Genomic DNA, 23,992 nt, shown 5'->3' with positions numbered 1-23,992 from the left:
CGCTAAGCGAAGTCGTGGGATTCATGCGACAGCGGAATTAGGATATGCGACGAGCACCCCGTGCCGGGTCAACCTCGCCGTCGGGAAGTACCGATCGGTGCGGAACCGAGCGGATTCACGCTTGTCGGCAGCGGACGGCGGCGGTGGCGGTCAGCATCCGAGCAGGCTCCCAATTAACGAGACAAACGTCCAGAGCGGAGGGACTTCGCCAGCCTGAACGACCGCTCTCCTCGGCTTAGTCAAGCATACCTACGGAATGATGCGCCTGGCCGGTGACAAATGAATCTCTGCTGGCCTCCGATGATATGGGGAGGCGCTCGCAAATCGCGCCCTACGCGCGGGTTGATCGGTTGATCAACATCAAAGCTTGAATATGAGAAATGCGCTAACTGTGACGGCGGTGGTCACGGTGGCTCGAGTGTCAGCAGATGTGGTAAGGTTGAGTGTCGGCGAGTAGCAGAGGTCCAGCAACAATGACTTTGAGGCGAACCAGAGCTTACGGCGCATCCGGCTTGGTTCTAGCGGTTTGCACTGTGTTTGCTTGGCAGAACGCCACTGCTGCTCACAATTGCGACGCAGCCGCGACGCCTGGCGTCAATTGGCACGAGTGTGACAAGAAGCTTCTCATCCTAGAAGGACAAGACCTGAGCGGGGCGAACCTGTTCGGTGTTGATTTCACTTCGACCGACCTCAGGAACAGCAATCTCCTTGCGGCAAATCTTGAGAAGGCAACGCTTGTGCGTGCTTCCCTGGCCGACTCGACCGCCAAAGGCGCCCGGTTCGACAGAATCGAGGCCTACAGGACCGACTTCAGCCGTATGGACGCGCAGGGCGCTGTGTTTGCGAGCGCGGAAATACAGCGCTCGAATTTCCAGGGCGCCAATCTGACCAATGTTGATTTCACAAAGGCAGAATTGGGGCGTGCGCAGTTCCATGACGCCGATATCAGCGGCAGCCGCTTCTCGTTTGCCAATCTCGCACGGGCGGACTTCCGAGGAGCGACGTTCACCGCGCCGATAGACTTTGACCGCGCCTTTTTCTTTCTGACCCGTATCGAGGGCGTCGATCTTTCCAATTCGGCGGGTCTGTCCCAGTGGCAGCTCAACATGGCTTGCGGAGACGCCCGGACCGAGTTGCCTTCTGGCTTGACGAGGCCTGAAGATTGGCCCTGTCAATTCCAGCAGGAATAGTTGTCGGCAAGCGAACTGTGCAATGCTGCACCCGACAGGATTTGAACCTTTAACTTCTGCCTTCGCGAGAGGAACTCGCCATGGCTACCCTGTCGACCGATGCACCAATCTCTCCGCTTCGCCAGCGCATGCAGCACGACATGCTCATGCGTGGCCTGGGCTCCCATACCCAGCAGGACTACGTTCGTCACGTCCGGCGCTTCGCTGTGTTCCTTGGCCGCTCGCCCGACACTGCGACGGCTGAGGACATCCGTCGATTCCAGCTGCATCAGCATGAGAGCGGCGTCGGCTCTGCGACGATCAATGGCGCGGTCTCGGCACTGCCGTTCCTGTCCCTCGTGACGCTGAAGCGTCGGGATCTGGCGCGTGCGCTGGTGATCATGAGGTGTCAGCGCAAGCTGCCCGACGTGCTGAGCGTGGAGGAAGCGGCGCGGCTGCTCGAAGCCGCATCCAGCATCAAGGCATCAAGTACAAGGCGGCACTTGGCGTCGCCTATGGCGCGGGCCTGCGCGTGTCCGAAGTCGCGCAACTCAAGATCGACGACATCGACTCGACACGCATGCTTATCTGCGTCGAACAGGGCAAGGGACGCAGTGCCGCGCGACAATCAAGTTGAGAGCGCGTGTTGCCTTGATTGTCGCACGGCAAAGACGAGAGCCGCGTCCGTAAAGACCATTCGGCGCGCAACCTCGCCATGATCCGCCGCGGGGTGCTCAACATGCTCCGTCGCGAGCCTTCAAACTCGCTCAAGCGTAAGCGCCTCAAAGACCTCATGAACCCGACCTACCGCCAAGCCGTCCTTGCCGGTTAACGATTCATGATTTGGCCCTGCGTTGGCTTTCGTGTGCACTGTGTGTGCATTGAGAGATGTGATGTGGCCAAATGGCTTTCGGTCGCGGCGGCGCAATCGTAAAATAGGTTATGTCTGAGTAAGCGCCGTCTGACGAAATACTCAGTCTTTCCGACCGGGCATTGGACGGACTGAAGGAAAAAAAAGATAATGAAATGGATAAGATAGAGCGGCATCTTGCTCTTGCTCCTACGATGGACTGGATGAACGTGGCGATCAACATCTTTCGGATACATTGGTGATTGCGGCGCAGCAGCCGCCAAGGCTCAGATAACAGGACATCTGTTTAGAAAACAAAACATCAGATTTGATATCCGGCAGTCGACGTGCTTGCGGCTCGTAGCGGGCTTGCGAGGGCAAGCGTGTGGTCTGCTCTCGCAACCTTGGAGGGGATTGGCATCGTATCTTCAGAGGGAACGGGCAGGGCTCGTCTTTATCGGTTGAATGATCGCCATCCACTGGCGACATCACTGGAAGCCCTCTTTGAGCAGGAGGCGCTTAGGTATTCCAACATTCGCGCTTTAGTCACTGAGGCGGTCTCCGCAGTTCGGCCGAACGTACTCGCGGCCTGGATTTACGGCAGCGTGGCGAGGGGCGAGGACCGTCCAGACAGCGATCTCGACATCGCAGTGGTTACGCCATCCGAAAAGCTAGAAAGCGCGCTCCAAGAGATCCGTGAGGCACTGGTGACCCACGGTGAAGAGCTTGGCTTCAATCCCTCGGTGGTGGGACTCACTCCGCAGGATGTGGCGAGGCTGTCGAGCACGGGAGACCCTTGGTGGGGCGGCGTCGAAGCAAATGCCCTGCTCGTCTTGGGTCCACGCCCGGACGAACTCGCAACAAAAACTCGCCAGAAGGCGTTGGCATGACCAGAAGAGGTGCGACGAAAGTAGTCGAGACAGGCTTTGGCGAGGAGCGATTGCGCATCGCCCGCTCATATTTGAAGGCTGCCCGTTTGGAGGTGCAATGTCTGAAACGGGTAACATCGGCAATCCGGCTATGTCGCAGATCGTGAATGCGGCAATAGCATACGCCGTGCGCTCACTGCCCGATTTGCAGGAACGATCAACCGCGCGGATCATGCGGCCGTGGTGAAAACCATGCGCGATGCGCTTGGAAATCGCCTTCCTGCAGCGCAGGCCAGCCGGTTGCGGAGCATTCTCCATGAGAAGGACGAAGCTCAATACGGAATCAGGGCAAAATCACTACCCGAAGCCGAGAGCTTGCTCGACAAGTTGGAAGAGTTCGCGGAGTGGGCGGAAAAAGAACTGGAAGTCTGATCAGCAATGGAGGCGGCATGTCGCTTGTGGCGACCTGAATGTTACTTCAGCAGTTTGATCAGCACTGTGAAAGCCGCGTCGATGTCAGCGCGAACCGCGGCCCGGACAGCTTCCGCGTTGCGGTCTCGCAGCGCTGCAAACATCTGCTGATGGTGCTGGTTGGCGGTCGAATAGTTTCCAGAATCGTGCAGCATGTTGAAATAGGGACTGATCTGCAGCCACAGGTTCTCGATGATGTTGAGCATGTTTTCCGAACCCGCGGCTCGATAGATGGAGAAATGAAAGGCGTAGTTGGCCCTGAGGTAGGATTTGACGTCGCCGGCGGCATTGGCCTGTTCGAGTGCGTCCAGATGCTGGCGCAGCAGCGCCACGCTGGGATCGTCCATTCGCTCGGCCGCCCATGCGGCGGCGATCGCCTCGATCTCAAACCTGACGTTCCTGAGATCGATGAGTCGCGCGCGGCTTAATGCCGGGATACCGATCGAACGGCCAGAAACCACCATCAATGCGTTGGCGGCGCTCAGACGCCGCAGTGCCTCGCGAACCGGCATCGGGCTGACGCCGAAAGCGTCTGCGAGGCTCTGCACCGTCACCATTTCACCTGGAACGATACTGCCGTCGAGGATCAACTCGGTGACGTGCCGGTAGACCCTGTCCTGCAGGGTTTCCCTGGACAGCGGCGTAATCTCGACGCCCGGCTTCCTGAATGCCGCCCCAGCCATCTGTGCCTACCTTTCCCCAAACGGCGACGCTCTTGTCCTACCCGGCGCCTGTGCCCGGAATGCAAGGTTCGGATTGCCGCGTCAAGCGCCGGCGTATCCGGCTTTTACCCATTAGCATTTCATCATTGATCTTTGATCAAATCATGATACGGTCAGCTGCGTCGAATGACAAGGAGCACGTTTCGTGCCCTTGGGAGGCATTTGGTCGTCTGAATTGGGAGGAGTTTCGAATGGGTATCGGATCGAAAGCCCGGCGGCTCGCGCTGCTTGCCGGCATGGCTGTTTGCGCCTTTGGGATGTCGGCGGCCGAGGCGGCCGGAAAGCACAAAATATTTCTCAGCATGAGCTTCATCGGCAATGATTGGCAGGCCGAGGCCGCCAACATGGTCAAGGCGATGGCGTCGCACAAGAGCATGGCCGACAAGGTCGACCTCCAGGTTCAGGTGGCCGGGCCGAACGCACAGCGCCAGATCCAGCAGATCAACGCGATGGTGCAGGCAGGTGCCGAAGCCATCGTGATCTTCCCGATCTCGCCGACAGCGCTCAACCAGGTGGTGAAGAACGCCTGCGACAAGGGGGTAAAGGTGTTTGCCTACGATGCCGAGATCACAGAGCCCTGCGCCTACAACGTCCATATCGATCAGGAAGAGGCTGGCCGCGTGACGGCGGAGTGGCTGGTCAAGAAGCTCAATGGCAAGGGCAACATCATCGCAGTGACCGGCGTTCCCGGCACCTCGGTCGACGATCTGCGCACCAAGGCCGCAAAGGAGGTGTTTGCCAAGCATCCCGACATCAAGATCGTGGGCGAGGCTGTCGGTATGTGGAGCCAGGCGGTGGCCCGCACCGAACTTTCCAAGATATTGGCGACGCGCAGCTGGGACGACATAAATGGGCTGTGGATGCAGGTCGGCTGCTTCACCGCCAATTCCATGCAGCTCGAGGCCGGCAAGAAGAGCAGCGAACTGCTGCCTTGCGCCGGCGAGGGCTCCAATGGCGGGCGCATCCAGATGCTGCCGGAGGGCACGGAGGTCGAGGGCGCAGCCTCTCCCTATGCGCCGCTCGGCGCGCCGCGTATCTCCTATGCATCGCCGCCCTATTCCGGCGCGCTTGCCCTTAAGCTTGCAGTCGAGGCACTTGACGGCAAGGAGGTTGCCAAGAAGACGATCCTGCCACTGCCGGTCGTCACCAACGACACGATAAAGCTTTGTAACGAAGGCACCTGGGCAGAGATGAAGGCTGGCTGTAACGCCTTCAAACCGTCGCTGGTCTCCAACCCCGGCTGGTTCGCCTCGATCTTCTCCGACCAGACACCTGAAATCGGTCTCGCGGCCGCCCTTGTCGGCCAGCCCGAGGAGTAAGGCTCTCCGAATGGGGCCTGGGGTGCTTTGGAGGCCCTCCCACGCACCCCGTGCAGGCCGGGACTGGGATCATGATGTCAGCGCAATCGACAGCTGTCGGCATAGAGGGCGTCCGCAAGGCGTTTGGTGCGACGGTCGCCCTCGATGGCGTCTCCTTTGAGATCGTTTCGGGCAGCGTGCACGCGCTGCTCGGCGAAAACGGTGCCGGCAAGTCGACGCTCGTCAAGCTGCTGTCGGGACTGGTGCGGCCCGACGAAGGGCAAATCACCATTCTTGGTGAACCGGCGCCACTCGGTTCGCCGCGCGCCGCGCACGCCAAAGGCGTGCAGACAGCCTTCCAGGAAATGACGCTGGTGCGCGATCTCAGCGTTCTCGACAACATGCTGCTGCCCTACGCGCCTGTCGGCTCGAGCGGCCTGATCAGGCGGGCGAGCGCGCGCAGGGCGGTGCGCCAGCACATTTCAGATCTCGGCTTTTCGGTCGATCTTGACGCCGAGGTCGCAACCCTCGATCTCGCCGTCCGCCAGAAGATCGAAATCGCGCGCGCGCTCTATCGCAAGCCGCGCATCCTCCTGCTCGACGAACCGACCTCGACGCTGTCGGGCGGCGATGTCGAGTGGCTGGGCGGCATCATCGCGCGACTTAACGCCGCCGGCACGACGGTCGTGTTCATCACCCACCGCATACGAGAGGTGCGGGCCTTCTGCGACACGCTGACCATTCTCAGAAACGGCCGTCACATCGTGACGGCGCCGGTGGCCGACGTCCCGGATGGAGAAGTGATCGAAAAGATCATCGGTCGCAGCATCGCCCAGACCTTTCCGCCGAAACCCGAAAGCGAGGCGGTCTTCGGTCCGCCGGTGCTCGGCGTACGCGATCTCAAGACCGGCATGAAGCTCGACGGCGTCGGTTTCGACCTGCGCAAGGGCGAGATTCTCGGCATTGCCGGGCTTCAGGGCATGGGCCAGCTCGACCTGTTCCTCGCCTGCTTCGGCATGGCCGAGATCGAGCGCGGCCATATACTGGTCGACGGGCGCGAAGTGTGGCTCGGCTCGCCCGCCGATGCGCTCAAGGCCAACATGGCGATCGGGCTGGTGCCGGAGGACCGCAAGACCGAAGGCCTGTTCCTGAAGCTCTCGGGCCGGCAAAACGTATCGCTGCCGGTCGTCGCGCGTTTTACCCGATTTGGCCTGATCAGCAGGCACGAGGAGGCGCGGGCCGTCCAGTCCGCCTTCTCGGCGGTCGAGGTCGACCACCGCGCCATGTGGACGAGGGCGGGGGCGTTTTCGGGCGGTAACCAGCAGAAGATCGCCATCGCCAAATGGCTGGTCGCCGAGAGCCGCATCCTGCTGCTCTTCGACCCAACCCGCGGCATCGACGTCGGCACCAAGCACGAGCTCTATGTGATGATGCGCGACTATGTGGCGGCCGGCGGCTCGATCCTTCTGCATTCAACCGAAATTCCCGAGCTGGTCCATCAATGCGACCGAGTGCTCGTCCTCTATGACGGTCGCCTGGTGGCGGAGCTTGCCGGCAACCACATCACGGAAGGCGCGATCATGCGACCGGCGCTGGGGCAAGGCGAGTTGGTCCGGGAGGCGGCGGAATGAGCGTGACGAGTTTGCCCGCCGCGGCACCGGCCGCGACATTGACGCGGCTTCTCGCGCGGCACAGCGGCGCGATCATCGCGGCGATCGTCTTTGCGGTGCTCCTGCTCATCGTCGATCTGGTCAGTGCCGGGCGGCTCACCTATTTCGACATTTCGTTTCTCTCCAGCGGCGGCGCCACCTCGGCGCTGGCGGCGATCGGCCAGACGGTGGTCATCCTGTCCGGCGGTTTCGACCTGTCCGCCGGCGCGGTGATCTCGCTGGTCAATGTCGTCCTGGCAAAAGGTATGGATCCGATGGCGACCGGCACCAGTGTCGCGCTGTGGACCTTGGCCGGAATTGGGGTCGGCATGCTGGTCGGCGCCTTCAACGGCTTCTTCATCGCCGTCCTGCGCATGCAGCCAATCGTCGTCACGCTGTCGACCATGTTCATCCTGCAGGGGGTAACACTGCTGGTCATGGACAAGCCGGGCGGCTTCGTCTCGCCCGATCTTGGCGCCTTCTATCTCGGTGATGCTATCGCCGGCTGGATACCGATGCCGCTGGTGGCCATCGGCGTCGTCCTGCTCGGCTGGTTCTGGCTAAAAGGCACACGCTTCGGGACGGCGCTTTATGCCGTCGGCAGCGATCCGGACGCGGCCGCTTCAGTCGGCGTGCGCGTCGTTCTCGTGCGCTTCCTGGTCTATGTCATAGCCGGCGGCTGCTACGGGCTCGCCGGCGTCTTCATCAGCGCACAGACGGGCAGCGGCGATCCGCTCGTCGGTGACCCGTTGTTGCTGTCGATGTTCGCGGCGGTCGTCGTCGGCGGTACAAGGCTGGGCGGCGGTCAAGGCGGGCCGGTTGGCACCGTCTTTGGCGCCTACATCCTGATGATGGTCGTCAACATCCTGCTCGTACTCAACGTCTCGGCCTATTATTCGACGATCGCCGAGGGCACGATCCTGATCCTTGCCGTGCTTGCCGGCTCGCTGTCGCATGGCTCCGTGCTCGCCCGCCAACTGCGTGCGCTGCGGGCGCGGTCGGCCGCATGGCGCGCCGGAATGCTGCCCTCGCAGATCGATCGCACCGACCGGCGGCTATGGATCGCGCGTGGCAGCACCGACGATCAGCAGGCGCCGCAGCCGGCCTTCCATATACGCAATGCCGAGACGCTGCGTTATGCGCTGCCGGCCTATGTCTGCCTGGCCGTCGTCGTGATCGTCACCCAGATCTGGCTCGGACGCGCCATCGTCAACGTCACCTACTGGAACTCGCTTTTCGTGCTGTCGAGCTTCCTCGCCGTCCTGGCGCTTGGGCAAGGCAGCGTAATCCTCACCGGCGGGCTCGACCTGTCTGTACCGTGGACGATCGGTCTCTCGGGCATCCTGCTTGCCGGCATGGTCAACGGCTCGGATGGTGCGCTTGCCTATGCGCTGCCGGCGGTGCTGCTCACAGCTTGCCTGATCGGTCTTGCCAACGGCATTGGCATCGTCTTCCTCGGCATTTCGCCGATCGTGATGACGCTGGCCACCAACGGCATTCTGCAAGGCGTCGCGCTGCTTTACTCGCAGGGTACGCCGGCCGGCTTCTCCTCGCCGATGCTGCGCTGGTTCATGACCGGGAAGGTATTCGTTGTGACGCCGGTGGTGCTGTTCATGATCGCCTTCGTCGTCTTTGCCGTGCTGCTGCTTGGCCGCACCCCTTTTGGCCGCCGGGTTTATGGCATCGGCAACAGCCTGCGCGCGGCCCAGCTCTCCGGCATCGCGGTCGGGCGCACGCTCATCCTCGTCTATGTGCTGTCGGCGGTCTGCGCGGGGCTCGTCGGCATCATGCTGACCGGCTTTTCCGGCCAGGCCAGCCTCGGGATGGGTGACGACTATCTGCTGCCCTCGATCGCCGTAGTCGTCGTCGGCGGTGCGCTGATCACCGGCGGGCGCGGCCACTATCTCGGAATGCTGGGGGGCGTGCTGCTTTTGACGGCGTTGCAGATGCTGCTCGCCGGCACGACGCTGCCTTATGCAACGCGGGCGATCCTGTTCGGGTTGGTGGTGCTCGCTGCGGTCATGGCGCTGCGCGAAAGGCGGATTCAATGAAAGGAATGGAATAATGAGCTCCAGCGCACCGGCATCGGCGGACGAATTCCTGACCGGGCTCAAAGGCCAACGCGTGCTGGTCACGGCGGGCGCCGGCGGCATCGGCTTTGCCATTGCCGAGACGCTGTCGAGGCTCGGCGCGCGTGTCGTGATCTGCGACATTTCCGACGAGGCGCTGGCCGCCGCTCCAGAGAGGCTCACACTCGCCGGCGCAGTCAAAGCGGACGTTTCACGCGACGACGATGTCGACCGGCTGTTCGAGACCATAAAGGAGAAGCTCGGCGGGCTCGACGCCCTGATCAACAATGCCGGCATTGCCGGGCCGACCGGCGGGGTCGATGAGATCGATCCGGCAGACTGGCGGCGCTGCATAGATATCTGCCTGACCGGCCAGTTCCTGTGCGCGCGCCGTGCCGTGCCGCTGATCAAGGCGGCGGGCGGCGGCTCGATCGTCTCGATGTCTTCGGCCGCCGGCCGCCATGGCTACGCGTTCCGCACGCCGTACTCGGCTGCCAAGTTCGGCGTTGTCGGCCTGACCCAGAGCCTTGCCAAGGAACTCGGACCGCATGGGATCAGGGTCAATGCCATCTTGCCCGGCATCATCGAAGGGCCGCGCATCGACAAGGTCATTGCCGACCGGGCAAAGCAGCTCGGCGTTTCAAACGAGGAGATGACACAACGCTATCTGCAGAACATCTCGCTGCGCCGCATGACCAGTCCATACGATGTCGCGGCGATGGTGGCCTTCCTGCTTTCCGATGCGGGCATCAACATTTCCGGCCAGTCGCTCGGCGTCGACGGCAACGTCGAGACACTCTGAGGGGGGAGATCATGGCGAACGTAGCAATTGTCGGAAGCGGCTTCATCGGGCGAGCGTGGGCGATCAGCTTCGCTCGTGCCGGCCATGATGTGCGCATGTGGGACCAGGCGCTGGCCGCGGCCAGCGGTGCGCGCGACTATATCGCTGGGGTGCTCGGCGACCTTGCCGCCAACGATCTGCTGCGGGGACAGGCGGTCGATACCGTGCTTGGCCGCATCACCATTGTGGAGGAGCTTGGCGAGGCCCTGGCCGATGCCGTCCATGTCCAGGAGAACACGCCGGAAAACCTCGAGGTGAAGCGTGACGTGTTCTCCCGCATCGACGCACTTTCCGGTCCGCAGGCGGTGATCGCCAGTTCCACCTCGGCGCTGTTGCCGTCGAGATTCACCGATCATCTTGAGGGGCGCCATCGCTGCCTCGTCGTGCACCCGATCAATCCGCCCTATCTCATCCCGGCAGCGGAGGTGGTGCCGGCGCCATGGACCTCCGCCGAAACGGTGGAAAGGACCCGCGCGTTTCTTGTCGAGGCGGGCCATGCGCCACTGGTGATGAAGCGCGAGCTCGACGGCTTCATCATGAACCGCTTGCAAGGCGCGCTGTTGGAGGAGGCGTTTCGGCTCGTCGCCGACGGCTATGCCAGCGTCGAGGACGTCGACACTGGCCTGCGCGACGGGCTGGCGCTGCGCTGGTCGTTCATGGGTCCGTTCGAGACGGTCGACCTCAATGCACCGGGTGGTGTGCGCGACTATGTCGAGCGCTATCAGGCGATCTATTCCAACATCTTCCCGCAGATGCTGCGCCGCGTCGACTGGGCCGGCGAGGTCATGGAGACGATCGAGGCCGAGCGCCGCAAGCGCCTGCCGCGGGAAGAACTCGGCGAACGGCAGGTCTGGCGCGACCGCCGGCTGATGGCGCTGGCGGCGCACAAGAAAAAGTCGGATCAGGAGTTTGGACAATGACGCAAACAAGCCGCAAGCCCGGCGCCCAGCAACCCAGCGGCAAGGTCATTATCACCTGCGCGGTGACGGGGGCGATCCACACGCCGACTATGTCGCCTTATCTACCGATCACGCCGGACCAGATCGCGCGCGAGGCGATCGCGGCGGCGGAGGCGGGTGCGGCGATCCTGCATCTGCATGCCCGCGACCCCCAGACCGGCAAGCCCGACCAGACGCCAGAGGCGTTCGCGCGTTTCCTGCCGCGCGTCAAGCAAGGCACCAATGCCGCCATCAACATCACCACCGGCGGCAGTCCGTACATGAAGGTGGAGGAGCGTGTGCGCCCCGCCGCCCAATTCAAGCCGGAGGTCGCCTCGCTCAACATGGGCTCGATCAATTTCGGGCTCTATCACCTCGCCGACAAATACGAGACGTTCAAGTTCGATTGGGAAAAGCCGCATCTGGAAGCGACGCGTGATCTGGTCTTCCGCAACTCGTTCAAGGACATCGAATACATACTGGCAACCTGCTACGACAATGGGACGCGCTTCGAGTTCGAGTGCTACGACATCGCCCATCTCTATAACCTCTCCCATTTCGCCGATCGCGGGCTGGTGAAGCCGCCGTTCTTCGTGCAGTCGGTGTTCGGCCTGCTCGGCGGCATCGGCACGCACCCGGAAGACGTCGCCCATATGAAGCGCACCGCCGATCGCCTGTTCGGCGACCAGTTCCGCTGGTCGGTGCTGGGTGCGGGCGCCAGCCAGTTGCGCATCGCGGCACAATCGGCAGCGCTTGGCGGCAACATTCGCGTTGGGCTCGAAGACAGTCTTTGGGCCGGTAGGGGCAGGCTTGCCAAGTCGAATGCCGAGCAGGTGGTGCTCGCCCGCAAGATCGTCGAAGGCCTCGGCATGGAAGTGGCAACGCCCGACGAGGCCCGCGAAATCCTGTCATTGAAGGGCGGCGATCAGGTCGCGTTCTGACCGGTTTCTGCAAGGTTCGAACAGAGGAGGACGGCATGAAGATCGAAGTCGTGGTGGACGTGAAGACCACGCTGGGCGAGGGACCGCTGTGGGACGTTGAACAGGAGCGCCTCTACTGGATCGACAGTTTCGACGGGCGTGTGTTTCGGGCAACCGCCGACGGGAGCGAGATCCGTTGCTGGGACGTGCCGATGAAGATCGGTTCGATGGCATTGCGCAAGGACGGAGGTGGCGCGGTGGTATCGCTGCAGCGCGGTTTCCATCTGCTTGATTTCGCCACCGGCGAGGTGACGCCGATTCACGATCCGGAGCCGGACAGGCCGATGAACCGGCTCAATGACGGCAAGGTCGACCGGCGCGGCCGCTTCTTCGCCGGCTCAATGGACACGATGGAAGAGGGACCCTCCGGCGGACTCTACCGGCTCGATCCGGATTTCTCGGTTACCAGAATAGATTCCGGCATCATCTGCTCGAACGGTCCGTGCTGGAGCCCGGACGACCGCACCTTTTATTTCGCCGACACCTGGACCGGCGAGATCTGGGCCTACGACTACGACATCGCAACCGGTGCCGCCACCAACCGGCGCACCTTCACGCGTGTCGATACCAGCCGGGGCGGGGCGGCTGACGGCTCGACCGTCGATGCGGAAGGATTCCTTTGGAACGCGCTGGTCTATGACGGCAGGCTGGTGCGTTACGCGCCCGACGGCAGCGTTGATCGCATCATCGACATGCCCGTCAAGAAGATCACCAGCGTCATGTTCGGCGGGCCGAGGCTCGACACCCTGTACGTCACTTCGATGGCCAAGCCGCCGCTGCCGCGCTTTCCGGGCGACGGAGTTTTACGAGGCAGCCTTTTTGCCATCACCGGCCTCGGCGTGACGGGAGTTCCCGAGCCAAGATTTGCCGCGTAAATCGGTGCGTAATGGCGATGTCCTTCCTGCCTGCTTGGTGCCACCCCAACCTCCCGCCGCAGGGCAACCGGCGCTGGAAACTCGTGCCCTGCGGTTCTGATGGAACCCACAATGAGAGGCTTGAGGCGCTTTCGCCTGACGTGCGCGTTCCTGGAGAAACCATCAAGCGAGCCTTGGAAACCTGCTCGCAACAAGAAATCCACCCATTAGCAACTCCAATGCATCGAGTGCCTCTTCGTCCCGCAAATTGGTCAGAGCTACGCTGTCCACGAAGACAACCTTTTCATTGTCTATGTCATAGACCTCCCAAAGCCCGTCCTTGATCCTTCGGATGGCGTGTCGACGCTCCATAAGTCGAACCTAATACTCGAATCGCGGCGACGTTGGTAGAAAATTCGGGCACGAGCCGATCATAATAGTGGAAAACCGCAGGTCGCCCTGACGATGCTCTTACGATTGAGTCCACGAAAAAGCGCTTCAGAAAACGAAGAGCACCGATGGCGGCAGCACGACAGGCGGTGCGCCGGCTATCACCAGTCCTGTGTTGAGGGCAGGTTGGTTTCCGCTATCAACCGCTTCGTCATCGACCACAAGCTGCAGTCATAGCCCTTCGTCTGGACCGACGATCCCGACAAAATCATCACGGCCGCCGCGCGTGCACCAGGTGCTGGAGTCGATCCATAGCATTGACTATAGCAGTGTGGCGGTCCGCGAATGTCCGCTCTCCCAATAGGCAAGTTCGACCCCAAACAGACGTCCTCGTCAGTCTTTCGCTAGTCGACACGCAGGCCTCGATGGCGACGACGTCCGTGAACGACAGGATTGGATTCGGTACTGACATACGGTTCTACCTCAGGCAAAGAGCAAATCGTGGACTACGGCGCCCATCAGGACAACGATTGCGAGCAGGGAGACTGCAAAAGCGATCGTGCGCCAAGGCTGCATGGCCTTCAGATAGACTATCGAATGTACGATCCTGGCGACTACAAAAATTGCGAAAATGGGAATTGCAATTGCTGCCTTTCCTCCCGTGAAAACAAAGAGCAGGCCCAGCAGCAGAAATGGATAGATCGTGGCCTCGGCATTGCGGTGTGCGCGCAGGAGCCGCGCGACAGTTGGCGGGTCAATTTCTGACACGGGTACACCATAGCGAGCCCCATCCTCCGGATTGATTGCCACGCCACCCTTCGCGCGGATCGCCCCGCTGGAAGCCCAGAGCATCAGAAGATTAAGGCATAGAACGACGCAGCTGATGGCATACGCCACCAGAGCCGCATCTGCCGCTGTCCAGATTGATTGTTGCATCTAATATTACTCGCCGCTGCTCGGAGCAGTTGACGGAGAGCTGGATGTCCGTTGTGCCATCGCGCCAATATGTGCGGCAAGGTTGTCCAATGTCTTGGCCGTTCCGGTGTCGATGCCCATTTTCAGATATTGCTCCAACCGTTCCGCCGAGCCGCACTCGATCCTCACCGTCAAAAACGTCTTGCCGCCAGTCTCGTCGAGAATGACACGCCCGATCGCCCCCATTGCTTCGAAGACGAGATGACGCGGCGGTGCGATCTCGCGATAGACGCCAGCGAACTGGTTGGCGCCAGGGGGGTGCCGGTTGACGAACCTGAAGGCCCCTCCCGGACGCAGGTCGATCTCGCATTGTGCGAGCGGTTCGCCTGATGGATCCCACCAGCATGCCACATGCTCCGGCCGCGTCCATGCCTCGAAGACCTGTTCACAGGGCGCAGCAAGCACGCGCGTCAGAATGATCGTGTGCTTGTCCCGGTCGAGTATCAGGTCGGTGTTCGCGATCCCTGCCAGCATGCTACTTCTCCTTTTTGCCCATTTTTTCGAGGTGGCGATCCAGATTGTCGAGCCTGTCTTCCCATTGGCTGCGAAACGGCTCTACCCAGTCGGCAATATCCTTGAGAGCCGTTGTCACCAGCTTGCGCGGTCGCCGCTGCGCATCACGTCCGCGTTCGATGAAACCCGCATCCTCCAGCACCTTGAGATGCTTGGAGATCGTGGGTTGACTGAGTTCGAATGGTGCCAGCAGTTCCGACACCGTGGCTTCGCCCGTCGCAAGGCGGGCCAGGATCGCGCGTCGCGTGGGATCGGAGAGGGCCGAGAATGCCTTGCTCAGACGGTCGCCGGTGGGTCCATATATTGCCATATGACTATATAGCCATATGGCGATTAACGAGTCAAGACCTTAGATAAGAGGCTGTCGGCTAGGCACGACGATTGCCTCGGGTGGGCGGGCTTCTTTTGCTTACCCTATCCGAGGAGTCCGATGGGTATGTCTGGGGAAGCCGCTCCAGATTGCCAATCGTTTTCCTGTTGAGCTGCATACCGATTGCCTATTCGGCACCGGGCGGAGATGTTTCAATGGCCAGGACCTGCAAGCCGTCAATTTCTTGCATCACCTTTCCAGCGATGCCTTGCAAGTCGCCGTACATCCCCGCGGTCGACTCGATTACGCCTTGTATTTGAGCCTCCCGCTTGGCCCACAGGCGTGTTGTGGCCTTGCGTTCCTTGGCCAGGTCCTCCTGCATATCAGAGAACTTTTCGACGATGGCCTCGACGCGATGGCGGAACCGCGGACCGGTCAGATAGCCATAGACCTGCTCCATTTTAGTGGCTTGGCCGTCCTGGGCGAGGCGGGAGTTCGCCAGCTCGATGAGTGATTGTCGCAGCATGATTGCGATCGGCATCGCGCATTTGGGATGGGCGACATAGACCCCGTCCAGAAGATCGAAGGTTTCCACACCGGCAGGCAGAGCTTCCGAGATCATAAGCGCAATGTCCGCCTTTGCGGCCCGCCGATCAGCCCTGAGCTTCCCCAACCAACCCTGGCTCCAGTTCTTGGTGCGTTTCGATTCCCACAAAATGGCGCCGCATGGCTGGCCGGCCGGTCCGACGACGCGGTGCAGGACATCTCCGCCGAACTCACCCTTGGCAACCGGTTCAATGACGTCCATCGGGAACCGGCCGGCAATGAGGGCTTCCAGCTGAAGCTCCAGAACTTCACCCTGCAGCTGCTGGGAACCCTGTTCCGCACGGCGCTTCAGCTCCTCAATCTGACGCTGCATGCCTGCGATCTGTTCTTCCTTTTCCGCGACCTTCATTTTGAGCCCGTCTTCCGCTTCCGACCTCGCCTTGACGCGAACGGCGTCCAGCCCCTCCTGGATCTTCCTTTCGATGGTCAGCGCCATCTCCCGGCTTTCGTCGTCAAGCGCACGCTGCTTTTTCAGGAATTCCGCCTGTTGCTGCTGGGCCTCGGTGAGCTTTTCGTCGCGCGCCTTCAACGTCGCCTCCAGCTCGGCAAGCTTCTTATCCTTGTCCTCCAGGTCTACCGAAAGCAGCAATTTTGCCTTGCGGGCTTCCTCGACCGCGATTCCGGCACGCTCAAGCTTGATTTGCCCAGCCACCTGGTCGGCGATGTCCTCTTTGGCGGCGACGATCTCGGCCTGCTGGCGCTTGAGCTCCTCTTCTCTGGCAGCCATCGATGCCTGGCTCTGCGCCAGGCGCATTTCGTATTCTTCACGCGTGGCGGCAATCAAAGGGGCCGCGAGCGACTCATTGAGCTTGATTTCCGTCTTGCAGCTTGGGCAGCTGATTGTCGGTTCATTGAGAATCCTGTCCCCCTGCAGCATGGTATTGATGGGCTGGACGGTCATCTGCGCGCTGCCTCCCTGAGGAATCAGTTAAAGGACACGCCAGACTATATATCTCGCCACGCGTTTTCGGAAAAGAACAAAAAGTGAACCATTTTTCTGCGGCTCCATGAAGTCCATGTGATCGGCGATGTATCTGCGCGTGCTGACTGAGAAGGCGAGGGCCCGGGAGTTTTCGGTCGGGCCTATGCTGATGGCTGCTTTGAAAGCTCGTGGGTCACCGACCAGGATGGCCGGTAACGGAATCGCCTAGCCTTGCTCTAATTTAGCTTGGGCCATATTTGCTGTGACTGAGTGGTGATCCCACAGGAATCGAACCTGTGACCTACAAATTAGGAGTTTGTCAGGCGACCTTTACTGTTGTTTCCCAATGCCGGTCTTTGTACGATTGCGCTGCCACTAACATGTTCAAGTTGTTGTAGTTTTCGTACTGCACGGCTATAATAGCGTAGACAAACCAACAGAGCGCGTGGCATTGCTTACTATGCGTCGGCCAAACCGGACTGCCGCAACTGCGCGACGGCGTCGACCTCGCCTGGTATAGCGGTCTTACCACCATGGTTGACGCCTGCGAGGTCCAGCAGCACGCCCCTTGTCATCGGTCCAGCGTGACCAAGAGTCCGGTGTGCGTCAAATCCCGAACAAGGCCATGGTTTCTTCTTATTCCTTCTTGGGTCAGGGCGGGCAGGCGCTCTCGATTATCCTTGCCGACAACCAATCCAGGCCAACGTCCGACGTCGATCGTGCATGCCGCACGAGGCTGAACGTAAACGGATCAATGGCGAGTGGCGTTTTCAGGACCGCAAGCCCGAACTGATCGGCGTATTTGGCGGCGAGCCGGGCCGGGACCGTTGAAGAGAGATCGCCGCTCGCCACAACGCCCATGGCCGTCATGAACATCGGGACGCTGGCGACAACCCGGCGCCGAAGCCGGCGCTTCTTCAGAGCCTGATCGACCATCCCATGAAATCCACCCCTGAATGAGACGAGGATGTGATCGAGCGATAGGTATTCTTCGAGCGACATCGCCGCGTCGTGAGCGACCGGATGGTCTTTCCTGACAACAACGACAAAGTCTTCTTCGAAGACTGGCACGGCCCGGAACTCGTCGGGCAGATCCCAGACGCGCCCGATCGCCATCTCCATTTCGTTGGTGCGCAGGGCGTTCAGGCTTTCGGTTCCGACAGCGAATTGAAACGCCACCCGGCATCCAGGTGCCTCGGCACGCAACGTCCTTATCAGCGGCGGGGCAATCACGGCGCCGACAAGGTCGTTGCCGGCGAGCCGGAACGAGCGCGTGGATGTTTCGGCGTCGAAGTGCGTGGGAACCTTGAGTGCATCCTGGGCAAGTCGAAGAATGACTTCGACTTGTGGGAGAAGCTGTGAGGCACGCTGTGTCGGTTCCAGACCGTTCGGGCGCCTGACGAACAGGGGGTCGTCGAAGAGTTCCCGTAGCCGAGCCAGCGCATGGCTGACGGCAGACTGGCTGACACCCAGCGTAGCCGCAACAAGCGTTGTCTTTTGCAATCGAACGAGATCCCGAAAGATCGTCAGCATGGTGAAGTCGAGCCGGCGCAGTTTCTGCTGATCAGTGTTGGCTTTGCTAGTCAACTGCATCTCCTACTTGCTGCACCAGCCATCCTGTTCGGCCATGATATCCGAATTGTTCATATCACATATCCAGCGATTTCAGTTGAACGAATAATGACCCATCCTATGTTCGAAGGCGAGAGGTTCGGTCGTGGCAGTGGCCGGTCGCAAGAAGGGATCGCTGAACTTGATGGATAGTCCACTGGGCGCACCGACCAAGGTCGGACCACTGGATCGAAGGCAATTGCTGGTCGCGACCGGCGCTCTGCTCCTGTCGGCGCAGGTCACCGTCAAAGCGCGGGCCGCATCTTCACTCCCCGACAAATTCATCAATGCCTGGCTGCGCATCGATCCAGACGACATGGTGACGATCATGCTCTCCCAGTCGGAAATGGGACAGGGCATCCAAACCACCCTTCCTCTGGTGCTCGCCGACGAACTCGGCGCCGACTGGTCGCGCGTCGCGCTTGAATGGGCCGATTTCGATCCCGCATACCGGCACCCGCAATATCAATGGATGTTCACCGGCAACAGCGAATCGATCTCGACCTTCTTCCCGATCATGCGCACCGTTGGCGCCGCCGCACGCGAGATGCTCGTCGGCGCGGCCGCGACGCGTCTGGGGGTTGCCGCTGCGAGCCTTCGCGTCGACCAGGGCCGCATCCATCATGATCCGACTGACCGGGTGGTGAGTTTTGGTTCGGTTGCCGCTGACGCGGCAAGGCTCGATATCCCAAAGGATCCTCATCTCAGGCCGACAAGCAGCTTGGAACTGATCGGCAAGCCGCAGCCACGCGTCGACATACCCTCGAAAGTCGATGGCTCGGCGATTTTCGGCATCGACGTGAAAGTGCCCGGCATGGCGGTGGCCGCCATCCGCCGCGCTCCTTCGCAAGGGGGATCGCTGGCGGCCTTCGACCCAACGGCGATCAAGGCTGAGCGCGGTGTGCTTGCCGTCGTCGAAATCCCGTCCGGCCTCGCTGTCGTTGCCAATGACTACTGGACGGCGAAGCGGGCTCTCGATGGCGCAGAGCTTACATTCAAGCCGGGTCCACTCGCCGGATATTCAACCAGTGGCCAAAGGGCCGAATATAGCGCGCTGCTGAAATCCGCGTCGTTCGACACGAAAGTCAAAGCGGGCGACGCTTCTGCCGTTCTGGCGGCTGCCGACAGCCCGCTGGAGGCTATCTTCGAAATCCCGGTGCAGGCGCACGCGACGATGGAGCCGATGAACTGCACGGCCCATGTGACGGACGATCGGTGCGAGTTGTGGATCCCGACACAGGGCGTCGAGATCACCCACGCTGTCGCCAAGCAGATGCTGGGTCTCGCCGACGACCAGATCATCATCCACAGAACGTTGCTGGGCGGCGGCTTTGGGCGGCGGCTGCTCGCGGATTTCGCGAAGATCGCGATCCTGGTTGCAAAGGCCGCCGGCCGCCCGGTCAAGGTCATCTGGAGTCGGGAAGAGGATTTCCGCTACGACGCCTACCGGCCGCCAATGGTCCATGCGGTGAAGGCGTCTCTCGGCAATGACGGGTTGCCGGCGGCGATGACGCATCGTGTCGTCTCGCCGTCCCACATGCTCTACATATTCCCGCGCGGTGTCATCAAGGCACAGGGCGACTGGGCGCGGCCGATCATGCCGCCGGCGGCATACGATGGCATGGCCGTCGAGGGCCTGACTGAGACGCCTTACGCCATTGCGAACTATGCGGTCGAACAACATCGCGTCGACACGCCGCTCTCGGTTTCCGTCTGGCGCACGACCGGCCACGGACCGAACAATTTCGTCCTGGAAAGCGTCATCGACGAGTTGGCGCACCGCGCCAATGCTGACCCGCTTTCGTATCGGCTGAGACTTGCCGCTTCCGATCCCCGCGCGGTCGCGGTGCTGAACGCTGTCGGCGCGCTGTGCGGCTGGCAGGCTGCATTACCGGCGGGGCGATTCCGCGGTCTGGCGCTCGCCAAAGCATTCGGCGGCTATATCGCGCAAGTCGTCGAACTCTCCGTCAAGGACAAGACCATCAAGTGTCACCATGTCTGGAGCGCCGTCGATATCGGCCAGACCCTCGACCCAGGCATTGCCAAATCCAACATCGAGGGCGGCGTGGTCTGGGGACTTTCCGGCCTGCGCACCGAGGTAACCTTCGCAGACGGCGAGATCGAGCAGACGAATTTCGATCAGTTTGACCCGCTGCACGTGTCCGAGACGCCTGTCATCACGACTCAGTTCGTCGAGAGCGGCGCCAAGCCGACAGGCGTCGGGGAGATTGGTCCCGTGCCGACGCACGCCGCTTTCTGCAACGCCGTGTTCGCCGCGACAGGCGAGCGCATCCGAGCCCTGCCGATTTCGCGCAGCGGCTACCAGCGGATCTGACGGGAGCAACGCAATGACACGATTTTCCGTCAATGGTCGCGCGGTCACGGTCGACGCCGAGCCGGACATGCCGCTGCTTTGGGCATTGCGCGATCACCTCGGCCTGACGGGCACTAAATTCGGTTGCGGCATCGCTGCCTGCGGCGCCTGTACAGTGCATGTCGATGGCCAGCCCGTGCGCTCCTGTTCCTTTTCGCTCGGTGAAGCTGAGGACAAACATGTCACGACGATCGAGGGACTTTCGGATAACCGCTCGCATCCCTTGCAGCAGGCCTGGATCGCAGAGCAGGTTCCACAATGCGGTTATTGCCAGTCCGGCATGATCATGGCCGCCGCCGCGCTGATCAACGACAAGCCGCATCCGACGGATGAAGACATCGATGCGGCAATCACCAATCTGTGCCGCTGCGGCACCTATGCCCGCATCCGCGCCGCGGTGCATCGCGCTGCGGGTGATGCGTGATGACTGGCCATCGGCTTGCGCTGGGAGCGCTCGTCGGCGTGACGATTGCCGCCGTCTCGGCGTTCGTGCAGCCGCTGTGGTCGCAAACGAACGGCGGCAGTACGGCCTCAGCCGACGCCTTCGCGACGGTCGCCCGCGTCATGACAAGCCCGCGTTGCCAGAATTGCCACACATTGACTGACTATCCGCGCCAGGGCGACGACCGGCATCGACATCTGTTTCGTGTGGCGCGTGGACCCGCGGATCATGGTGCGGCGGGCCTGCCATGTTCATCCTGTCATGGAAAATCGAACAATGCGGCCAGCGGCGTCCCCGGCGCCGACGAGAACTGGCGCCTCGCGCCACTCAGCATGGGCTGGGACGGCCTTTCGACAATTGAGCTCTGCGAACATTTGAAAGACCCGCGGCACAACGGAAACCGCACTGGCGATCAGGTCATCAACCATCTCAGATCGGCGCTTGTGAGATGGGCCTGGTCACCAGGTACCGATCGGACCGGGCAAGCACGAACGACCCCGCCGATCCCCTATGAGGAATTCGTGATGGATGCCGAAACCTGGATGAGGAGCGGAGCTGAGTGTCCGAAATAGCCAACCCTGAGGATCTGCCGGATCGCAACTCACTGAACAAAGGCGCCGCCGACCGAGGTCGCCGCCACTTCCTGCAATATGTGGCCGGTGCGACAGCCGCCCGGGCCGGGTTGTGCGGGTGCGGCATTCATCCCGCCCTTGCGGCCAGCAGCACGACTACGACGCCTGGTGCGGGACCTGTGGTCGACCCTGGCAAAGGCTACCTTGTCCAGCAGATTGGCGATGGGCTTTATTGGGTTACGGATGGTGCCTACAGCACCATGTTTCTTGTCTCTTCGACCGGGGTGATCGCTTGCGATGCGCCACCCAGCCTTGGGGAAAACTACTTTAGGGCTATCGCGGACGTCACGGACAAGCCGGTGACGCATCTGGTCTACAGCCACGAACATGTCGACCATATCGCCGGCGCGCATCTGTTTGCAAAGGACGTTACGATCGTCGCCCACGCCCGGACAGCCGAACTGCTCTCATCGCGGAAGGACCAGCGGCGCCCGGCTCCAACTGTAACCTTCGAAACGACCTATACCCTTGAGCAGGGAAACCAACGCCTCGAACTGGCCTACAAGGGCATCAACCATTCGATCGACAACATCTTCATCTTCGCGCCACGCCAGAAGACCCTGATGTTCATCGACGTCGTTTATCCCGGCTGGATGCCCTATAAGAATCTCGGCGTCGCCGTCGATATTCCCGGCTTCGTCGAAGCACACCGCACTGTTCTTGCCTACGACTTCGAGACGCTGGTCGCCGGCCACGTCAGTCGTCCTGGAAACCGCGCGGATGTCGAGACCCAGGTCGAACTGGTGAAGGACCTCGTCGAGGCGGCCGAACAGGCCTACGCGAGCCTGTCCTTTCCCGCCTTCCTGAAGCAGCATCCGCCAGGGCGCAGTGGCAAAACAGCCTGGGACCTTCATCAGGGCTATGAACAGGCCCTGGTCTCCCAGATGCATGATGGGCTGCTAACGAAATGGCGCGACAGGCTCGCCGGGACCGAAACCTACCTGCGCGACAATTGCTGGGCGATGCTCGAAACATTCGTCGTCCAGGGCAAGCCGGATATCTCCGGGCTGTAACGCAATACTGTTTGTGGATTCAACCTTCACGGCCTGCGAACCTGAGCAGGTATTGGCAATGGTCGAACGTCAGAACCTATCCACAGCAAAAGCCTTCGCAATTGCACGGCGGCAGGGCTTGACGTGCCCCACGGCAGGGCATTGACGAGGAGTTGACGGATGGCGAACGTTGTTATCGTGGCGGGCGGCTGGCATGGAGGCTGTGAGATCACGCCTTTCGCGCGCAAGCTGCGTGAACTTGGACATGAAGTCGTTTCTGCAGCTATGCTGGACCGACGTAGCAGACCAAAGTGGGTTGTCACAGCCTTCGGAGTCACCCAAGGCAGGCGCGCATCAATGTGGCGCATATCTAGCCCGGATATCTCACACAGTCTTTCGGCGCGAGGCTGGCGGCGGAGATTTGCCGGCGCTTGAGCTGCGGGCAAAGGATGTCGGCCGCTTGGAGCGGACACCGCCGCGCTCAAGGCCGAGTGCGAGGCTGGCGACCGGGCGAAGGATCTGCTGGAAGCGTTCTCAACGACGCCTGCCACGACTGTCGCCGGCGTGGCGGGCAAGCTTGAGGCCGTGTTGCACGAGGGTAAGGCCTGGGGGGATGCTCCGAGTTCCCCTGGCCGCAAATCCGCTCGGCGCTTAGCGATCTGGTGCGCATCGCCCGGCAGAACATGCCGGAACAGTTCTTTTCACGGCGAGCAGCGTCCTAAGATCCTGAGGCGGCGGGCTGGCTGCTGTTTCCGCGGCTGAAAAATGGAGGCGCGATATTAAGATCCCGTCCAACCCAACTTCCGGCTTCAGCCGAGAACCCCTCAGCTTGCAGTGAAGCGTCTGCCTCACGTCACCCTTCAACCGCCATGGAATTGCCAGCGCAGAGCCCTCTTGCGGCATCTCACCATCGGGCGGTGAGCGATCCCAATCTGTTGGATGCCTTCAACCGCGATGCCGCCGTGCAGAAACGGACCGTGCCTGAAGCTGCAGAGGCAGCGACTGCCCTGTGGGGAAAGACAGCCGCAACCGCAATCGCCTGGTGCGCGGTGTCGGCGTATTGCTACGGGCGGATACGGGAGTACCGGTTCTGGTTTCGGGTATTCGCCTATCTTTGCCGAAGTGGGAGCAGAGTCGGAGAAGGTTCGTCCAGGCTTTTCCCGATAGGGAAATCATGTTCGACGAGGGAACTGCCTGCTTGTCGAGAGAACGCCGGACCGAAGCCAGCCCGTCAAGGCCAGAGCCGCATCGCTGTGGCGCGTGCTGCGCCAGCCTTGACTGGCAGTCCTCCGCCCGGCGGCCGCTTTGGACGCAGGCAAAACTCCGGTACGAGCCGTACCGCTCTACCCCTCGGGGTACATTACTCCGGCAATTCATCGCCCTTGATCGGCGCCTTCCCTTTGCCGGCCCGCTTCAGGATATGCAGCGCCTTGGGAAGGTCGGCACGGGCGGCGCGTTCCTGAAAGTAACTTTCCGTGCGCAGCGCCGAAAGCTTTTCAGCGACTGCCACGTTAA

General features: G+C 61.4%; 23 protein-coding genes. 17 read left to right on the top strand and 6 right to left on the bottom strand.

The features are described from left to right. Window positions 1-473: 473 nt before the first annotated feature. The 5 genes from NKJ81_RS29055 (at window position 474) to NKJ81_RS29030 (ending at window position 3,320) form a co-directional block, all read left to right on the top strand. Window positions 474-1,190 carry a pentapeptide repeat-containing protein gene (locus NKJ81_RS29055; protein ID WP_352456374.1) on the top strand — a complete coding sequence of 239 codons (717 nt, stop codon included), beginning with the start codon at window positions 474-476 and terminating at the stop codon, window positions 1,188-1,190. An 80-nt stretch (window positions 1,191-1,270) separates the two neighbouring features. Beyond that, window positions 1,271-1,888: a phage integrase N-terminal SAM-like domain-containing protein gene (locus NKJ81_RS32755; RefSeq protein ID WP_502904348.1), complete on the top strand. Its 618-nt coding sequence runs from the start codon at window positions 1,271-1,273 to the stop codon at window positions 1,886-1,888. Window positions 1,889-2,402: 514 nt separating this feature from the next. Beyond that, complete coding sequence (locus tag NKJ81_RS29040) at window positions 2,403-2,909, top strand: nucleotidyltransferase domain-containing protein (protein WP_352542539.1); 507 nt, start codon at window positions 2,403-2,405, stop codon at window positions 2,907-2,909. A gap of 97 nt (window positions 2,910-3,006) precedes the next feature. Beyond that, window positions 3,007-3,135, top strand: a complete 129-nt coding sequence (locus tag NKJ81_RS29035) for a hypothetical protein (RefSeq protein ID WP_352542538.1) — start codon at window positions 3,007-3,009, stop codon at window positions 3,133-3,135. Window positions 3,136-3,140: 5 nt separating this feature from the next. Next, window positions 3,141-3,320, top strand: a complete 180-nt coding sequence (locus NKJ81_RS29030; RefSeq protein ID WP_352542537.1) for a hypothetical protein — start codon at window positions 3,141-3,143, stop codon at window positions 3,318-3,320. A gap of 41 nt (window positions 3,321-3,361) precedes the next feature. Here the strand turns inward: NKJ81_RS29030 and NKJ81_RS29025 are convergent, their stop codons facing one another. Beyond that, window positions 3,362-4,042, bottom strand: coding sequence for a GntR family transcriptional regulator (locus NKJ81_RS29025; protein ID WP_352473177.1), 681 nt, complete (start codon window positions 4,040-4,042; stop codon window positions 3,362-3,364). 230 nt (window positions 4,043-4,272) lie between these two features. On the opposite strand from NKJ81_RS29025, the gene NKJ81_RS29020 reads away from it, so the two are divergent. The 7 genes from NKJ81_RS29020 to NKJ81_RS28990 all read left to right on the top strand — a co-directional run bounded on the left by NKJ81_RS29020 (window position 4,273) and on the right by NKJ81_RS28990 (window position 12,731). Beyond that, on the top strand, window positions 4,273-5,400 hold the full coding sequence (locus NKJ81_RS29020) for a sugar ABC transporter substrate-binding protein (protein ID WP_352542536.1): 1,128 nt from the start codon (window positions 4,273-4,275) through the stop codon (window positions 5,398-5,400). A 71-nt stretch (window positions 5,401-5,471) separates the two neighbouring features. Next, entirely contained in the window at window positions 5,472-7,010 is a 1,539-nt protein-coding gene (locus NKJ81_RS29015; protein ID WP_352542535.1) for a sugar ABC transporter ATP-binding protein, read from the top strand. Continuing rightward, complete coding sequence (locus tag NKJ81_RS29010; protein ID WP_352542534.1) at window positions 7,007-9,079, top strand: ABC transporter permease; 2,073 nt, start codon at window positions 7,007-7,009, stop codon at window positions 9,077-9,079. The genes NKJ81_RS29015 and NKJ81_RS29010 overlap by 4 nt, the downstream gene beginning before the upstream one ends. Window positions 9,080-9,092: 13 nt before the next feature. Beyond that, window positions 9,093-9,899, top strand: coding sequence for an SDR family oxidoreductase (locus NKJ81_RS29005; RefSeq protein ID WP_352542533.1), 807 nt, complete (start codon window positions 9,093-9,095; stop codon window positions 9,897-9,899). An 11-nt stretch (window positions 9,900-9,910) separates the two neighbouring features. After that, a complete protein-coding gene (locus NKJ81_RS29000) occupies window positions 9,911-10,858 on the top strand; it encodes a 3-hydroxyacyl-CoA dehydrogenase (protein WP_352542532.1) in 948 nt (315 codons plus the stop codon). Next, a complete protein-coding gene (gene kce / locus NKJ81_RS28995) occupies window positions 10,855-11,817 on the top strand; it encodes a 3,5-dioxohexanoate:acetyl-CoA acetone transferase (RefSeq protein ID WP_352542531.1) in 963 nt (320 codons plus the stop codon). Before NKJ81_RS29000 ends, kce begins: the two co-directional genes overlap by 4 nt. Window positions 11,818-11,852: 35 nt before the next feature. Continuing rightward, window positions 11,853-12,731: an SMP-30/gluconolactonase/LRE family protein gene (locus tag NKJ81_RS28990; protein WP_352542530.1), complete on the top strand. Its 879-nt coding sequence runs from the start codon at window positions 11,853-11,855 to the stop codon at window positions 12,729-12,731. A gap of 852 nt (window positions 12,732-13,583) precedes the next feature. On the opposite strand, the gene NKJ81_RS28985 is transcribed toward NKJ81_RS28990, so the two are convergent. The 5 genes from NKJ81_RS28985 to NKJ81_RS28965 all read right to left on the bottom strand — a co-directional run bounded on the left by NKJ81_RS28985 (window position 13,584) and on the right by NKJ81_RS28965 (window position 18,013). Further along, complete coding sequence (locus NKJ81_RS28985) at window positions 13,584-14,036, bottom strand: MAPEG family protein (RefSeq protein WP_352542529.1); 453 nt, start codon at window positions 14,034-14,036, stop codon at window positions 13,584-13,586. A gap of 6 nt (window positions 14,037-14,042) precedes the next feature. Beyond that, window positions 14,043-14,549, bottom strand: coding sequence for an SRPBCC family protein (locus tag NKJ81_RS28980; protein WP_352542528.1), 507 nt, complete (start codon window positions 14,547-14,549; stop codon window positions 14,043-14,045). 1 nt (window position 14,550) lies between these two features. Then, window positions 14,551-14,898, bottom strand: coding sequence for an ArsR/SmtB family transcription factor (locus tag NKJ81_RS28975; protein ID WP_352473191.1), 348 nt, complete (start codon window positions 14,896-14,898; stop codon window positions 14,551-14,553). A gap of 187 nt (window positions 14,899-15,085) precedes the next feature. Next, window positions 15,086-16,405, bottom strand: coding sequence for a DUF2130 domain-containing protein (locus NKJ81_RS28970; RefSeq protein ID WP_352542527.1), 1,320 nt, complete (start codon window positions 16,403-16,405; stop codon window positions 15,086-15,088). A gap of 672 nt (window positions 16,406-17,077) precedes the next feature. Beyond that, complete coding sequence (locus NKJ81_RS28965; RefSeq protein ID WP_352542526.1) at window positions 17,078-18,013, bottom strand: LysR family transcriptional regulator; 936 nt, start codon at window positions 18,011-18,013, stop codon at window positions 17,078-17,080. A 169-nt stretch (window positions 18,014-18,182) separates the two neighbouring features. Between NKJ81_RS28965 and NKJ81_RS28960 the strand changes: the two genes are divergently transcribed. From NKJ81_RS28960 to NKJ81_RS32750, 5 genes are all read left to right on the top strand, one after another. After that, window positions 18,183-20,372: a xanthine dehydrogenase family protein molybdopterin-binding subunit gene (locus NKJ81_RS28960; RefSeq protein WP_352542525.1), complete on the top strand. Its 2,190-nt coding sequence runs from the start codon at window positions 18,183-18,185 to the stop codon at window positions 20,370-20,372. A gap of 13 nt (window positions 20,373-20,385) precedes the next feature. After that, complete coding sequence (locus NKJ81_RS28955) at window positions 20,386-20,835, top strand: (2Fe-2S)-binding protein (RefSeq protein WP_352542524.1); 450 nt, start codon at window positions 20,386-20,388, stop codon at window positions 20,833-20,835. A 38-nt stretch (window positions 20,836-20,873) separates the two neighbouring features. Continuing rightward, window positions 20,874-21,425 carry a hypothetical protein gene (locus NKJ81_RS28950; protein WP_352542523.1) on the top strand — a complete coding sequence of 184 codons (552 nt, stop codon included), beginning with the start codon at window positions 20,874-20,876 and terminating at the stop codon, window positions 21,423-21,425. Further along, on the top strand, window positions 21,413-22,498 hold the full coding sequence (locus NKJ81_RS28945; RefSeq protein ID WP_352542522.1) for an MBL fold metallo-hydrolase: 1,086 nt from the start codon (window positions 21,413-21,415) through the stop codon (window positions 22,496-22,498). Before NKJ81_RS28950 ends, NKJ81_RS28945 begins: the two co-directional genes overlap by 13 nt. 848 nt (window positions 22,499-23,346) lie before the next feature. Continuing rightward, window positions 23,347-23,940: a Y4oE-related protein gene (locus NKJ81_RS32750; RefSeq protein ID WP_502904347.1), complete on the top strand. Its 594-nt coding sequence runs from the start codon at window positions 23,347-23,349 to the stop codon at window positions 23,938-23,940. Window positions 23,941-23,992 lie beyond the last annotated feature (52 nt).

Source organism: Mesorhizobium sp. M0018 (genome assembly GCF_040323955.1).
Classification (GTDB): Bacteria; Pseudomonadota; Alphaproteobacteria; order Rhizobiales; family Rhizobiaceae; genus Mesorhizobium.
This window is presented reverse-complemented; position numbering and strand designations above follow the sequence as displayed.